Raw genomic sequence first — 14,014 nt, forward strand, 5'->3', positions numbered from 1 at the left:
GTGCAAAATGTCTAACATTCAACTCGGCAGTCTCAAGGATAACTATTTCCATATCGACTTCGTTGGTAAGATCGATCCCACAGACATTTATCGTTTCAATCGTCCTGCTGCGGGCAGTTTCCAAGTCTTGGCTGAAGGTTTTAGCGGCGGGATTAAAATGGAACTGCTCGACAGCCAAGGAAAGCCGATCGAAACAATCTCAACTAGCGGCAAAAATCCCGGAACTCTCAGTACCGAGAATTTGGGCGCAGGAGACTATACACTCAAAGTTTCTCCCATCTCCTCCGACACAAACTATCAGATTAGTCTGCCCGTAAGTGAAAAAGTTGACCCGCTCACGGGTTTGAAGGTTGACTCCGGTTTTTTTACACCCGATCGCACTGGTGAAGTAGGCTTTGATTTCCTGTATGATGGCGGCGGATTCAAAGGACAATTAGCCATATTTAGTTTGCAGGGTATGGAGAAATTTACTCCAGGCTCTGAGGAGTTTATCAAGGAAGCTGCCAGAAGGGCTCTGAGTAAATCGGTGTTGGGTCACGTCGTGATTTCTGATATTACAGAAGGCACTGATCCTCAATTTAGAGGCACTTTAGGAAAGGTAAATCTGAACACCGGCTCCTACAAAGGTGTGAAAAAGTTTGCGATGAATCCTGGAGAAGCATTTGCTGTGATGCTGGTGCCGGATGGGACGGTTAAGGAAGTATTTGATAAACCGGAGATTGGCGGCAACAAGCGTCCGCTATTTTCGCTATCTAGCAGTGACGAAGATGATGCTTGGCTGTTGGGTCAGGTGGCAGATATTACTGGCGATGGTAAGGCATTTTCGATCGAGGATCGATCGATTACTCCCCTATCAGATTACGACTACGATGATGTGATTTTCCGTTTGACGGGTGCGACTGGAAAAGCGGTGGAGGTGAAAGAAGTTATCCCTCCGGCTAAGGATTGGACTAAATCTGAAGGCGGTAAGAAATTGATCGATTATGTCACCTCAAAACTGCCTGATGAGCGCAAACCGCCTGCGGATACAGAACCGCCTCCACCCGCACCTGCGCCAACACCTGCACCTGCGCCAACACCTGCACCAACACCTGCACCAACACCGCCTGTAGCCCCACTGCCACCTGCGGAGCCAACACCGCCTGTAGCCTCACCGCCACCTGCGGAGCCAACACCGCCTGTAGCCTCACCGCCACCTGCGGAGCCAACACCGCCTGTAGAGCCAACACCGCCTGTGGCTCCACCGCCACCTGCGGAGCCAACACCGCCTGTAGAGCCAACACCGCCTGTGGCTCCACCGCCACCTGTAGCCCCAACGCCCCCTGTAGAGCAAAAACCGCCTGTAGCCCCAACGCCACCTGTAGAGCCAACACCGCCTGTAGCCCCAACGCCACCTGTAGGGCCAACACCGCCTGTAGAGCCAACAACGCCTGTTGATGATACCCAGTTACCGACTGACACTCAACCGCCCGCTGAGCCGGAACCGCCTGTGGCACCAGAGAAGCCCAGCCTGCCTTTGATTGGGATTATCGATACTGGGTTTGCTGTCAACAATCCCGATCTCGATTATTCTAAAGCGACACTGGGGCGCGATCGCATTGACAATGACAACAATCCTTTAGTGTCATCTGAGGCAGACAACGAACACGGCACGGCTGTTTGGAGTTTGATTGGCGCTCGCGCGGGTAATAATATTGGGATTGACGGTATTAACCATCGCGCTCCTGTTTGGCTGGGACGTGCCAGCGGTTCCGGGCAGTGGGACTTGTCGCTGACAGATTTTGTACATGAAGTCAAGGCACAGGGGCAGCGGAATGCGATTGTCAACCTCAGCCTAGACTTAACTCAAGTTAATGGCGACGGCAGCGTGACAACGCGCTACGAGTTGACGCCCAGAGAACGGGCGGCTTTAGAATATGCTCGTCAGAATGGAGTGCTGGTGGTGGTTGCTGCTGGCAACGACGGCGGTGTGATGTCGGTTTTGGGTCAAGCTTCTCAGGAGTTTGACAATATTATGACAGTTGGGGCTTTTGAAGGAGTGCGCCGATCGTCCTATTCCAGTTACGGCTATGGTTTGGATGCTGTAGTTGCGGAGGGGGAGAACGATTTAGATGCGCTGACGGGAACTTCTTTTGCAGCAGCGAAAGCGACTGGGATGGCGTCTGTTGTCTGGGAAAACAATCCTAAATTGAGCGATCGCCAAATCATAAATATTCTCGAACAAAGTGCGATCGATGTCAATTTACCGGGTTGGGATCGGAAAACAGGTTTTGGATTGTTGAATTTAGATAAAGCCGTGCAGTTAGCGAAGGAAACTGCACCGCAATCGAGCACTCGCGCAGAATTCGCAACACCTGAAACTTGGGGTTACGAAGGGCTCGTGAAGCCAATGGAACGAGCTACTGCCGATCGATTTAACGGCAAATCTTATGAGTGGCAACCTTACACGATTCAAGCCGGAGATAGTCTCAGCGAAATTGCCAGAGAAACAATGGGCAGCGCTGCTCCCGATTACTACAAATTCATTGCCAAACACAACAACATTTCCAATCCCAACCTAATTTCTGAAGGTCAAAAAATAGAGGTTCCTGTAGAAGTAGCGGCATCTGATGGCGGTGACAATTCGATCGAAAAGCCAGAGCAACAGTTACCTAATTCAACCTCTATCAACGGTCACAATATTGCTGGCAAATTCTATCCGGTTTACGACAAGTATCAAAGTACGATCGGCAAACCTACTTCAGATGTTACCAACTATTCAGGTAATGTCAGCTATCAACTATTTGAGCGTGGCTCGATCGTCAGCAGTTCCAAAGGAACTTTTCCAATTTACGGTGCGATCCGCCAAGAATACTTGAAAACAGGCGGATTGGATGGTAGGTTGGGAGTTCCCAAGAGCGGAGAGATCGATGGGGGTAACGGTAACAAGATTCAATACTTTGAGAACGGTCACATTTACTGGAATGGCAACAAGGCGACTGCTTACCAAGAGCCTGGTAAACCATCCAATCCTGGCGACAGCAAGCCGGGAGAAAATAGCAACAGCGGCAACACTGAAGGCGGTACAAAACCTGAAAAACCGCGAACTATTCCCAATGGCTTCGAGACTTTGCCTAGTGCAATAGGTATTGATTTTTATCGCAGAGGCTCTGACTACGTACAAGTTGTAGATCTAAGCAAAGGAGCCTCCGTCAAGTTCCTTCATGGAGAAATTACTGAGCAGGGCAACAGTCCTGAGTTTAAGACTCAAACTATTGATGAGGCATGGTCGGATTTTTCAAGAGCAAATTCGCGGGCTTTCTCTGTTACCAACGGTCAATACTTCGATCAAGGACCTTTGGATACTGTGAACAATTTTTGGTTTGGAGGCTGGTTCTGGGATACCAGCGCTCAAGTTATTCACCCTCTAAAAATTGATGGGCAAAGAGCAAGCACTGGTGCTAAAACTCAAGAGGAAGCAGACAGTCTACTCATGTTAGAGTTGTTCTCCGATCGGGCAACTATCAAAGACTACAATAGTAACACTTTCGATTCATCTTCAGCCAAAAATATTCTGGTCAGCTACGATCCTATAGAGTATGGAGCATCACGGAATACGGAACAGGGAAGAACATTCATCGGTGTTGGCGATCTTCATGATTCTGATGGGATTAATGAGAGTGTTTTACTGTTTACTTCTGACAAATCCACTCAAAATAATGCTGGTGATACTCTCAAAAATTTTGGAGCTAATAAAGTAATGATGCTAGATGGTTCGGGTTCGTCTAAATTAAATGTGAAGGGAGAAACTCTTTTGGAAGGAGACAGCAGAAAGATACCACAAACAATAGGTGTAGTAGGTGGGGTATTCGGTCCGTATTTGCCTCCGAAACCTGGATTAATGGGTATTTGAAATTATGCGATCGCTTCTAGTCGATTGCCTCAAACTCACGTTTCGATCGTTGATGCGTAGGGGTAAGGTTCGCACTACGCACCCTACATATAGTCTCTGCGCGTAAGTCCCGATCGCTCAATATCCCGAGTGCTCTAACGGCTGGATTTCAATATCTGGAGAAATCTTAATGGCTGCAATTCTGGCATTCTCAACTATCGTATTTCCCATCATTGTATTGTGTACTGCCTCAAACTTAGATTCTGCTTCCGCAATTTCTTCGTAGTGTACAATCACATGATAATATTTATTAGTTGATTCTTCAGAATCGGAAATTTCCACGGCGAGCGAATCTATATTCTGAGACTCTTCTGCTTTCTCGCGATACTCTTCGGCTAAATGTTCTAGAGCGATCGCGATCGCGTGTTCTTTCGTTTCTCCGTAAAAATTCATGGTATCATCAGGGCAATCGCTTAGAGACGATGAAATCTGACAAACATACTGCCCGTTTGATTGAGCGCAAACGTCGATCGCAATTGTACCAGTAGTGCGATCGGGATTTATTTGGGTCATCTGAACCTCCCTATCTGATGAAATAAAGTTTAGGAATTACGTGCTAACTCTATCTGTAGAAAGCGCACGGTACACCTTACACCTACTTAGGGCTTGTTTAATAAGTTGGAAAAGTAAACACTCTATGGATTGTCTGACCCACAAAAGGTTGTCAGGCGCAAAAAAAAACAGCTAAAATAGGTCTGGCTGAATAAGTTATGGGCAATCAGGAGAGCAATTGATTGGTGATTCAAGCCCTATTTACTATCTCCGTGAACGATGTAGTTGTTAGCATTTCAAGTGCGGTTAATTAAGCTTTCACAGATTTTAACACCATCGCCCTTGCTCCATCTGCCTTCATCCCCGTTCATCTGCCTTTATCTGCGGTTAAAAAAAGAGCGATCGCCCTTTATGACAAAAAGTGCGATCGCCCATTTCATTTCAATTGCTAACCAGAAATCACCTCACTCAACAGATGAGCCTGAGAACCCTCAAGCCGCGGCCCGTGAATCTGCACTACCCTAGAAGCCAAATAATTGCCCCAACGAGCCGCTTTTGTAGAGCTCAAACCATTAGTAATTCCAAACAAAACACCGCCCGCAAAAGCATCCCCAGCACCCACAGTATCGATCGCCTTTACCGGAAATCCCGCCACATCGACAATCTGTTTGTTCTCCACCACCATGCAGCCTTTATCTCCATTAGTGATAAAAGCCAAATCCGAAATCTCGCTCATTTTCCGAGCGCACTCTTCCAAAGATTCTTCCTTAAAAAAGCTCCGAACTTCATCAGCATTGCAAAAAATTACATCGCAATATTCCGAAACCACCTTGTGAAAATCATCAGCAAAGCGATCGACTAAAAAGCCATCCGAAAAAGTAAAAGCCACCTTCACACCCAGACGCTTAGACTGTTCCATCGTCTCAATGCTAGCCTTTCTCGGCTCGGGAGCATCCCAAAGATAACCCTCAACATAACTGTACTTGCAGTGACTCAGGCGATCGACATCAATATCAGTCGCCGCCAGAGTAGTAGAAACACCCAAATTAGTACACATCGTGCGTTCCGCATCCGGCGTAGTCAGCACAACACAAGTACCCGTGGGATCCTTCGACTCAGCAGCAGGATGCACGTTAAAATCAATCCCCGCCGCCAGCAAATCTTGCCGATAAAATTCCCCGTTAGTATCCTTAGCAACCTTCCCCGAATAATACGCTTTACCGCCGCTTTGAGCCAAACCAATCATCGTATTTGCCGCCGAACCTCCCGATCGCATTTGCAGCGAATTGTGCTCTAAAGCGTGCAAAATCCCCCCCTGCGTTTCCGAATTCATCAGCGTCATCCCGCCGCGATTCAGCCCGTGGCCGAGTACAAACTCATCTTCCACCAATGCTAGGATGTCTACCAGGGCATTGCCTACGCCAAACACATCCACGGAACGGGAATCTTGATTGTTTTCTGTCATCAGTAATTTTTGGTTTACACTAATTATCAACTTTATAATAAATCGACTTTAACTCAACATCTATTTTCTTTAAGTTATCTTTATCTAAATCTTCAAGCCCAAATCGATCTAATCCAAAATCCCAAATCTAAAATCGATATGACTGATACTTGTGTCCCACCTCTGATTCAGCAAATGTTGCAGCCCGGGTTTTACCCGCACGGGGTGACAGAACCAGTGCAGCTAATTCAGACTCACGCTTCCTTTGTTTTGCTGACAGGAGATTATACTTACAAAATCAAGAAACAAGTCAATTTTGGCTTTTTAGACTATTCAACCTTGGAGAAACGGCAGCATTTCTGCAACGAAGAATTGCTGCTGAACCGACGCACTGCACCGGAAATTTATCTAGAAGTTTTGCCCATTATTCAAATTGGGGATTCTTTTCGATTTGGCAGCAACTTACCTGCTATAACTCCGGCTGAAGTTGCTGTAGAATACGCACTGAGAATGCAGGAGTTTCCTCAAGATTCGCTGTTGCTTAGTTTGTTGGAGCGGGGACTGTTAACAGAGCAAATTATGGCAGACTTAGGGCGGGAAGTTGCCAAGTTTCACAGCACGGCAATTAGTAACAGCTACATTCGCACATTTGGCGAAGTCAGTCAGATTCGTACAGCAATAGAAAACAATTACCTGATTTCCCAAAAATATATCGGCGGGCCGCAGACTCAGACACAATATGAGGAAACAAAAAATTATACTAATGCGTTTTTTGCTGAAAATCAAGAGTTATTTAATCTGCGGATTGCCGATAATAAAATTCGCGAGTGCCACGGAGATTTGCACTTGCGGAATATAGCATTATGGAAAGATAAAATATTACTGTTCGACTGCATTGAATTTAACGAGCCTTTCCGCTTTGTTGATGTCATGTACGATGTGGCTTTTACAGTAATGGATTTGGAATCGCGGGGGCGCAGAGACTTAGGCAATGCTTTTCTCAATACTTACACCGAACAAACAGGGGATTGGGAAGGACTGCAACTATTGCCTTTGTATTTGAGCCGTCAAGCTTATGTTAGAGCGAAAGTAACTTCGTTAATGTTGGACGATGCCGCTATTTCAACTGCCCAAAAAGCAGAGATTTCACAGACAGCAGCTCATTACTATAAACTGGCTTGGCAATACACAAAACCATACCCGGGAAAGTTAACTTTGATGTCGGGTTTGTCGGGTTCTGGCAAAAGTACGGCAGCTCGATATTTGGCTCGCCAGACTGGGGCAATTCACATTCGCTCGGATGCGGTTCGCAAACATTTAGGCGAAATTCCTTTAAATGAACGCGGCGGGCAAGATTTGTATTCTGATAAAATGACCGCACAGACTTATGGTAGATTGTTAGAGTTGGGGATAGTGCTGGCTGACCGAGGTTGGAATGTAATTTTAGATGCAAAGTTCGATCGCCAAAAATCGAGAACCGATGCAATTAATCAGGCTCAATCCCACGGGTTGCCCCTGCAAATCATTTACTGCACCGCACCAATTGAAGTATTGCGAGAACGACTGCAACAGCGCAGGGGCGATATTGCCGACGCGACACCCGAACTATTGAGTTCGCAGCAAGCAGCTTTTGAACCTTTTACAGAATTAGAGCAAATTTCTGTAACGATTGTAGATACCGCGCAAGAGTTAGAGGTACAATTAAACGTGATTTGTGGGGAGTAGTTGCAGAGCGATCACCCTTGGCAATTTGATTGTCTGCTAATATTGTCAATATCTTTCTGTATTATTAAAAACAAAACTTACAGCTCATGCCAAAATTTACCGGAGACTCCAAGGGGTTTAGCCCCGCGCTGATATGGTTTGTGTTGTTTACCGTTGGGTTTCGCTTAGTAGGATGTACGCTGCCCCTGAGTCTGGGCCTTGGTGTCATCGGTGGCGTGGCAGCAGGTTTAATTGTCGCTTGGTGGCACAACGAATTACTACTCAACCCGAATATGAATTCCAAGGACAAAACCTCGGATGCTATCGTCAATAAAGAAGTAGTGCAAAGGGACGCCCATAAATATAGCAAAACCTCTAGGGGTGATGCTGCTACATTTTTTGGCTGGTTATCTGGACCAGAGGATCGTCGCTAGCACCGAAAATAGTTTTGAGTATTGAGTTGTAAGCTTTAAGTTAAAGAGTTCATAATTCACCACTCTATACTAAAAATTAACCTCTCCCGCCACTTAAATTACTAATTACAGATTAGCGACTAACGATCGTTCATTTCCAATTACCCATTACCGCTAACAAGCAATTTGAATTATTTGCTTAATGTTTGTATTTCTCTCGAAACTCCTGCCGCTGTTTATTTATCCTTTGGGGTTGAGTTGCCTGTTAATGATGGCGGCTTTAATCACACTTTGGAAGCGTCCCAAATGGGCTGCAGCGCCAATTGCTGCGGCTCTAATTATTTTACTCCTCGGAAGTAGCGGTTGGGTTTCAAAATCGTTAGTTCGATCGCTCGAATGGCAAAACTTACCAACCGCCGAACTCCCCCAAGCTGAAGCGATTATCGTCTTGGGTGGCGGTGTCAAAGCAGCTTTAACTCCCCGTCCTTGGGTAGAATTAGCGGAAGCGGGCGATCGAATAATCTACGGTTCCCGACTTTACCGGCAAGGCAAAGCTTCCTTGCTAATTCTCAGCGGCGGTAGAGTAGATTGGAAAGGTGGCGGGGCTCCCGAATCGGCAGACATGGCAGAAATTGCCCAAACAATGGGTGTACCGGCATCAGCAATTCTGCAAGACCCTGATTCACACAACACTTATCAAAATGCTGTCAACGTGGGGAAAATTTTAAATGCTAAAGGCATAAAAGGGCCGGTTTTGCTAGTGACATCGGCGATGCACATGACTCGATCGCTATTAATTTTCCAGCGTCAAGGAATAAAAGCAATTCCCGCACCCACAGACTTCCAGATAACGCAGCAGGATATCGCAGCATCCGAAAGAAATTGGCAAGCAGTCGCCTTGAATTTATTGCCGGATACCTATGAGTTAAACCAGTCAACTAAAGCTTTGAAAGAATACATCGGCTTAATCGTTTATCGCCTGCGGGGATGGCTTTAACAGAATTTTAGATTTGGGATTTTGGGTGGAAGAATTTAAGTAGTCTCAACCGTGAAGTCACTTCCTAAATCCAAAATTGATTCAGTGTGCTAGCTTAAAGTCAATACAGCAAATATTAAGCCACACTCGCCCCCCAAACAATCATGCTGCCCCACGAGTTGCAAAACATTGCCCCAGAACCGACTCCCGCGGCCGAAATTTTTCAGAGACACCAAATTGTCCGCGAGTTTTACGATGAAATTAAGTACCGTCAAGAACTAGAACTTCACTGTCAGTGGTATTACGCTACAGCCAAGCAACATCAGCAGGAATTGCAGAAAATGCAGGGAGATTTGAATATCTTCGGTTGGTTTAGCCGCGGACGGTCGAAAAATTAAGGGTTAAATAAAAAAGATGGTTTGTAGTAAGGAGTTTAGCCCGGCAGATCGACTAAAAGCTACAGAAAAAACTGAAGTCCTCACTACAAACTGTACAACAGCTATATGACTCCCGCCCAAAAACGAATACTTGCTTTCCGACAGGAGTCGCGACCAGCGCAAAATTTTAGACCTTAGTTCAAGATTCCAGATTCATCTGTGGAGTAAATCTAAAATCTAAAATCTAAAATCGACTGACCGGATTTGATATTGTCTTTGACCTCGGGCTTCTACTTTGGAGACAGCTAGACTTCCGAAGATATCAATTCGACCTCATCCTCTTTCAGGTGAGCTCGAAATTTTTTGTCAAATTGTACTAGAATCGGCCAATTAGCACTGACAGGTCGGCCGTGCCATTCGTGAACGATCGCCACGACTTCTCCCTCCATACCCTTAATATCAAATGGTTGACTGCGATTTTCAGGGTGGTGGTAGACAACAACAGAGTTTTTAATGCAAACGCGATCGCCAACTTTCATAGACTTATATTTAGTGTTCTCTCTTCAAAACTCTGCAAAGCCTAGGGGTGCTTAACACTTGTAGGCTTTGCCGACAGTTTTCTTATCTTCCCACAAGTAGAGCGAAAACTTAAACAAAGTTGGCGGTTCCCTGTCGGTGCTTCGATCCCCAGCCACGAGCCACGTCAGCCGAAATGTCGATCCATTCTCGGTTGAACCCGCAGGCCCGCTCGGCTTTTAAAGCTCGATCGGGCGGATTTTCAAGGGCGAGAATTGATTTGGTTTAATCGAAAAACAATCAATTTAACTGATTTAACCAACACTCAACATCAACGGCCAAGGTTTGACCCAACTCCAGCAACTGCCGGATCGAAGACAAGTCCCAGCCGGCGCCGGAACCTGCAATCCCCAAGGCAACGGCAGCGACCACACTGTCGCCCGCCGAGGCATCTTGCAGTTGCAGCCAGCCCAAACACAGAGGCACAATTTGACTGTACAGAGAATCGAAATACAGTTCCTGCGAGCGATCCAGACACAAACCCAGACTCAGCCGATCGCCCACCGCAATCAAACGCTCGATGGTGCGGATATCAGCTTCTAAGTTGACAGGCGAGCGATCCTCCATGCCCGATCCTGCTTGCAGCAGCGCCTCAAGCGATCGCCAAACCATCTTTTCCAAAATTTCCTTGACTTCGGGAACGTTCAACCGACAGCGGAGATGGCCGCTTTCAGTGGCGATCGCCTCAATTTCGGCCAGCAGCGTTTCCACGTCCTCCGTTTCCACTTCTAGGGCCTTGGCCGCCGTCAAACAGCGGTGTCCTAAAGCCACCTCAGCAGCCACCTGCAACTCTACCGGCACCGGCAACTCGTCTCGGTGGAACGCCATCATCACCCCGTAATTTTCGCGGTAAACCTGAGTGTAAAGCTGATCCAAGCGAGTCAAATTTTCCTGACTCAGCAACTGCACGATCCGGTGGCGTTCCTCAGCGAATAAATCCCGCAAGCTAAAGGACTGATCCCCAAACAGCCGCACCATTTCCAGAATCGCGTGGGACGCCGAAGCTTCTTGCATAACTCCAAACAACCGCTCTTTGAGCATAGTGTAAGACCGGCGGCTGCCAAAAGGCTGAATGCAGCAGTGGAAGTCCCAGCCGCCGAGGTGCAGCGCAGCAAACACAAAAATCTCTGTTTCCCGCGTAATTTCCGAGGTTAACTGCAATTGACCCACAGCCAGAGTCATCGATCCCATGCGCTGAATTTGGAAATCTTGCTGGTCGGCCTGATAGCAGTAAACTCGCTGTTCGCGGGGATATTTGGCAAACAGAGAACTGATCGCGTAGTGGGCGGCCACTTGTCGGAGACTAATTTGGGCTGTCACCACCAGTTGGCGGTAAACTTCTGCCCCTGTTGTGAAACAGTAAACGTTGCTGGGTACGAGGGCTAGTCGATCGACAAAATCCTTTTCTAGCTGGACACCGGTAACTTCGCCCGCCAATTCCAGCGCCCGGGCCGCGTAGCGCAGAATTTGCACGCCTTCTGGCCGCGAGATTTCTTCAAAAAACCAGCCGCAGCTAGTGAACATTAACAGGGTGTGGCGCTGCATTTCCAGCAGTCGCAGGGCGTCCACCTGTTCGGAGGCATCGAGGGGGCGCACTTGATGGCGTTCGAGGAAACTGTCAACATTAGTGGGCGATCGATCCCGGATGACCTCAATATATTCATCTCTGGCCTTCCAGGGATCGCACAACAGCTTGCGCCCCGCTTCTTCGTAAATCGGAATCAGTCGATCGCGCAGCCAATTGAGAGTATCCCGCAAAGGGCGGCGCCATTTTTGGTTCCACTCGCCACCGCCGCCGCAGCCGCAATCATCTTGCCAGCGATCGACCCCGTGAGAGCAACTCCAGGCCGTCACGGGTTTGAGTTCCACTTCCCAAGCGCTGGGATTTTGACTTAAATAATGAGCAAAATTCGTCACCGTCCAGCCGCGGCGGGGAAACTCTTCTGTGAATGCGTAAGCGAGGCATTTTTCCGTACTGCTTTTGTGGTGGCCGAAAGTTTCGCCGTCCGTCGCCACGCAGATTAATTGAGCCGGTCGGTGGTCTCCCCGTACTGCTTGACCCAACCGCCCTGCCAAGTGGTGGCTGCTGCTGAGAACGTCATTGAAGCCCATATCCCGCGAGATCGGGCCGTCGTAGAAAAAGATATCAATGTAGGGAGTGTTGGCAGGTGGGGCGTCCGAATTTTGGAAGTGCCTGCGGCCAAAATGGTGAGAGCTCAGTGGCGAGAGTTGGTGGTCAGCCATCAACCGCATTTCTGGTTTCAAATAGCAGCGGTACGGGCGAGTCGGATCGATTTGACCGCCGCCGACTTCGTGCCATTCGGAATTTTCGGCTGGTTCTCCTCCGTGGTTTTGCCCGATTAGCGGGCGGCAGCGTTCGGCTTGGGAGGGGGCTAAGACAATGAAGCGGATGCCTTCAGCGACTAAAACTTCGAGGGTGGCGTAGTCTACGGCGGTTTCGGCGAGCCACATTCCTTCGGGCTCGCGACCGAACCGGGAGCGAAAATCTGCGATCCCCCACCTAATTTGGGTGTATTTGTCTCGCTCGTTAGCCAGCGGCATGATGATGTGATTGTATACTTGGGCGATCGCGTTGCCGTGACCGTTGAGCCGCTGACAGCTTTTGCGATCGGCCTCCAGAATCCGCTGGTAGACTTCCGTGTCGTAGCGTTCGAGCCAGCTCATCAGGGTCGGCCCGATGTTGAAGCTCATATACTCGTAGTTGTTGACGATCCCCGTGACTTCGCCGCGATCGTTGAGTATGCGGGCAAAGGCGTTCGGGCGGTAACACTCAATGTCAATGCGTTCGTTCCAGTCGTGGGCGGGAGAGGCGCTGGCTTGGCGTTCGATCGCGTCCAGGTAAGGGTTTTCCCGGGGTGGCTGGTAAAAGTGACCGTGAACCGTCACGCAGACCCCAGTTGCTGCAGCCACGGTGCTTTGGGTTGCAGCCGTTACGGTTGGCGAAGACAAAGGTAGCCGATCGGATTGAGTTGTAGAAATCGAAACCATGCGAGCAAATCCTCACTCAAGTAGTTAAAGACAATAAAACCAGCCTAATTAGAAACTGAAACCTTACGCAGCAAGAGTTACAGCTAGGCATCTGTTAGGACTAAATTTGGCTGACAAGTTTTGATACATTTGTAGTATTGCGAGCAAAGCATTCGTTCCAAGATGCCAACCGTCGATCCCTGGGTTTTTTGCCAATGCTTTGCTGTTGAAAGAGTTAAAAAAGGTAGCTTTTGCTGCTTTTTGGCACTTGCGACCCATTTCGGGTTCGTGCTTGCAGGTCTGCTCGTTGAGAGTTTCATTTACCTTGCTGAATTGTAAAGTCTTATTCATTAAATAGCAACTTTTCGCCGGAAAGATTTAATTTTTGGCAATAAATCTTGGCGGTTGTGGATATCGGTTTAATGCCCGATGGATTTATAGAATAAGAGTTCTGCCCGAGTTTCGCATCATACTTTAGGTGCTTTTTACCTAAGTTCTGAAGAAGTTATGCCAGTTGGGTTATGGCGAGGCAGATTTGCTGCAAATGTACTTTCCAGAAGAGTTGTAACACTGGTGCGGAGTCAAAAGGCAACAAAAAAGCAAAACGGTAAGTGTTATGTTTTAACTCCTGAGAGGTATGTGAGGGCGGAGGCGGAGGAGGAGGAGGGTTTGGAGGAGAAGATGCTGCATTTGACGGCGAAGTTGGAGAGGCAATTTGCCGAGAGTGCCAAGTTAGAGGCGATGATTCGGGAAAATCGGCAGAGGGTGGGTTCTGGCGGATAGTTCGTCAATTGCTGAAGATTATCATGATTTTTTGCGAGAACTTAAGGAACGTATTGTGCAATATCAAGTGCGGGCCGTACTTTCTGTAAACTGCGAATTAGTGTTGCTTTACTGGCCGATTGGACGAAATATTTTACACAGGCAACAGCAGCGAGGATGGGGAGCAAAAGTTATAGACAATTTAGTTGTTGACTTAGAAACAGCTTGGTCTGAAAGGATGTTTGCCGACGATTGAGCAGTTGGAAGCTGAGTTAGAAGCGGTGGATGTGGAAATTGAAGAGTAATGATAAGATGGGAGAGTATGAAGATAGCTGAACGCCACTGAAAAAT

The 14,014-nt window shown here is 47.7% G+C and carries 12 protein-coding genes; 7 read left to right on the forward strand and 5 right to left on the reverse strand.

The window, feature by feature from the left end; genetic code table 11:
• The first annotated feature begins 7 nt into the window (after positions 1-7).
• Positions 8-3,892 carry a S8 family serine peptidase gene (locus tag QUA23_RS15955; RefSeq protein ID WP_333077216.1) on the forward strand — a complete coding sequence of 1,295 codons (3,885 nt, stop codon included), beginning with the start codon at positions 8-10 and terminating at the stop codon, positions 3,890-3,892.
• 117 nt (positions 3,893-4,009) lie between these two features.
• On the opposite strand, the gene QUA23_RS15960 is transcribed toward QUA23_RS15955, so the two are convergent.
• A complete protein-coding gene (locus QUA23_RS15960) occupies positions 4,010-4,444 on the reverse strand; it encodes a hypothetical protein (RefSeq protein WP_333077217.1) in 435 nt (144 codons plus the stop codon).
• A 427-nt stretch (positions 4,445-4,871) separates the two neighbouring features.
• The gene (locus QUA23_RS15965; RefSeq protein ID WP_333077219.1) at positions 4,872-5,888 is read right to left on the reverse strand and encodes an adenosine kinase; all 1,017 of its coding nucleotides are present in this window, start codon (positions 5,886-5,888) and stop codon (positions 4,872-4,874) included.
• A gap of 138 nt (positions 5,889-6,026) precedes the next feature.
• Between QUA23_RS15965 and QUA23_RS15970 the strand changes: the two genes are divergently transcribed.
• The 4 genes from QUA23_RS15970 to QUA23_RS15985 all read left to right on the forward strand — a co-directional run bounded on the left by QUA23_RS15970 (position 6,027) and on the right by QUA23_RS15985 (position 9,358).
• A complete protein-coding gene (locus QUA23_RS15970; protein WP_333077220.1) occupies positions 6,027-7,592 on the forward strand; it encodes an AAA family ATPase in 1,566 nt (521 codons plus the stop codon).
• An 86-nt stretch (positions 7,593-7,678) separates the two neighbouring features.
• A complete protein-coding gene (locus QUA23_RS15975) occupies positions 7,679-8,005 on the forward strand; it encodes a hypothetical protein (RefSeq protein ID WP_333077221.1) in 327 nt (108 codons plus the stop codon).
• A gap of 181 nt (positions 8,006-8,186) precedes the next feature.
• Positions 8,187-8,981: a YdcF family protein gene (locus QUA23_RS15980; protein WP_333077222.1), complete on the forward strand. Its 795-nt coding sequence runs from the start codon at positions 8,187-8,189 to the stop codon at positions 8,979-8,981.
• A 143-nt stretch (positions 8,982-9,124) separates the two neighbouring features.
• On the forward strand, positions 9,125-9,358 hold the full coding sequence (locus tag QUA23_RS15985; protein WP_172186607.1) for a hypothetical protein: 234 nt from the start codon (positions 9,125-9,127) through the stop codon (positions 9,356-9,358).
• A gap of 284 nt (positions 9,359-9,642) precedes the next feature.
• On the opposite strand, the gene QUA23_RS15990 is transcribed toward QUA23_RS15985, so the two are convergent.
• The 3 genes from QUA23_RS15990 to QUA23_RS16000 form a co-directional block, all read right to left on the reverse strand.
• Complete coding sequence (locus QUA23_RS15990) at positions 9,643-9,876, reverse strand: ferredoxin-thioredoxin reductase variable chain (RefSeq protein WP_006635793.1); 234 nt, start codon at positions 9,874-9,876, stop codon at positions 9,643-9,645.
• Positions 9,877-10,153: 277 nt separating this feature from the next.
• Positions 10,154-12,922, reverse strand: coding sequence for a DUF3536 domain-containing protein (locus QUA23_RS15995; RefSeq protein ID WP_333077223.1), 2,769 nt, complete (start codon positions 12,920-12,922; stop codon positions 10,154-10,156).
• A gap of 63 nt (positions 12,923-12,985) precedes the next feature.
• Entirely contained in the window at positions 12,986-13,252 is a 267-nt protein-coding gene (locus QUA23_RS16000) for a hypothetical protein (RefSeq protein WP_333077224.1), read from the reverse strand.
• A gap of 156 nt (positions 13,253-13,408) precedes the next feature.
• Between QUA23_RS16000 and QUA23_RS16005 the strand changes: the two genes are divergently transcribed.
• Together QUA23_RS16005 and QUA23_RS16010 are read left to right on the forward strand one after the other, a co-directional pair.
• The gene (locus QUA23_RS16005; RefSeq protein ID WP_333077225.1) at positions 13,409-13,684 is read left to right on the forward strand and encodes a hypothetical protein; all 276 of its coding nucleotides are present in this window, start codon (positions 13,409-13,411) and stop codon (positions 13,682-13,684) included.
• A gap of 31 nt (positions 13,685-13,715) precedes the next feature.
• Positions 13,716-13,919 carry a DUF1016 N-terminal domain-containing protein gene (locus QUA23_RS16010; protein WP_333077226.1) on the forward strand — a complete coding sequence of 68 codons (204 nt, stop codon included), beginning with the start codon at positions 13,716-13,718 and terminating at the stop codon, positions 13,917-13,919.
• Positions 13,920-14,014: the final 95 nt, after the last annotated feature.

Source organism: Microcoleus sp. Pol1C5, assembly GCF_036701115.1.
Lineage (GTDB): Bacteria > Cyanobacteriota > Cyanobacteriia > Cyanobacteriales > Microcoleaceae > Microcoleus.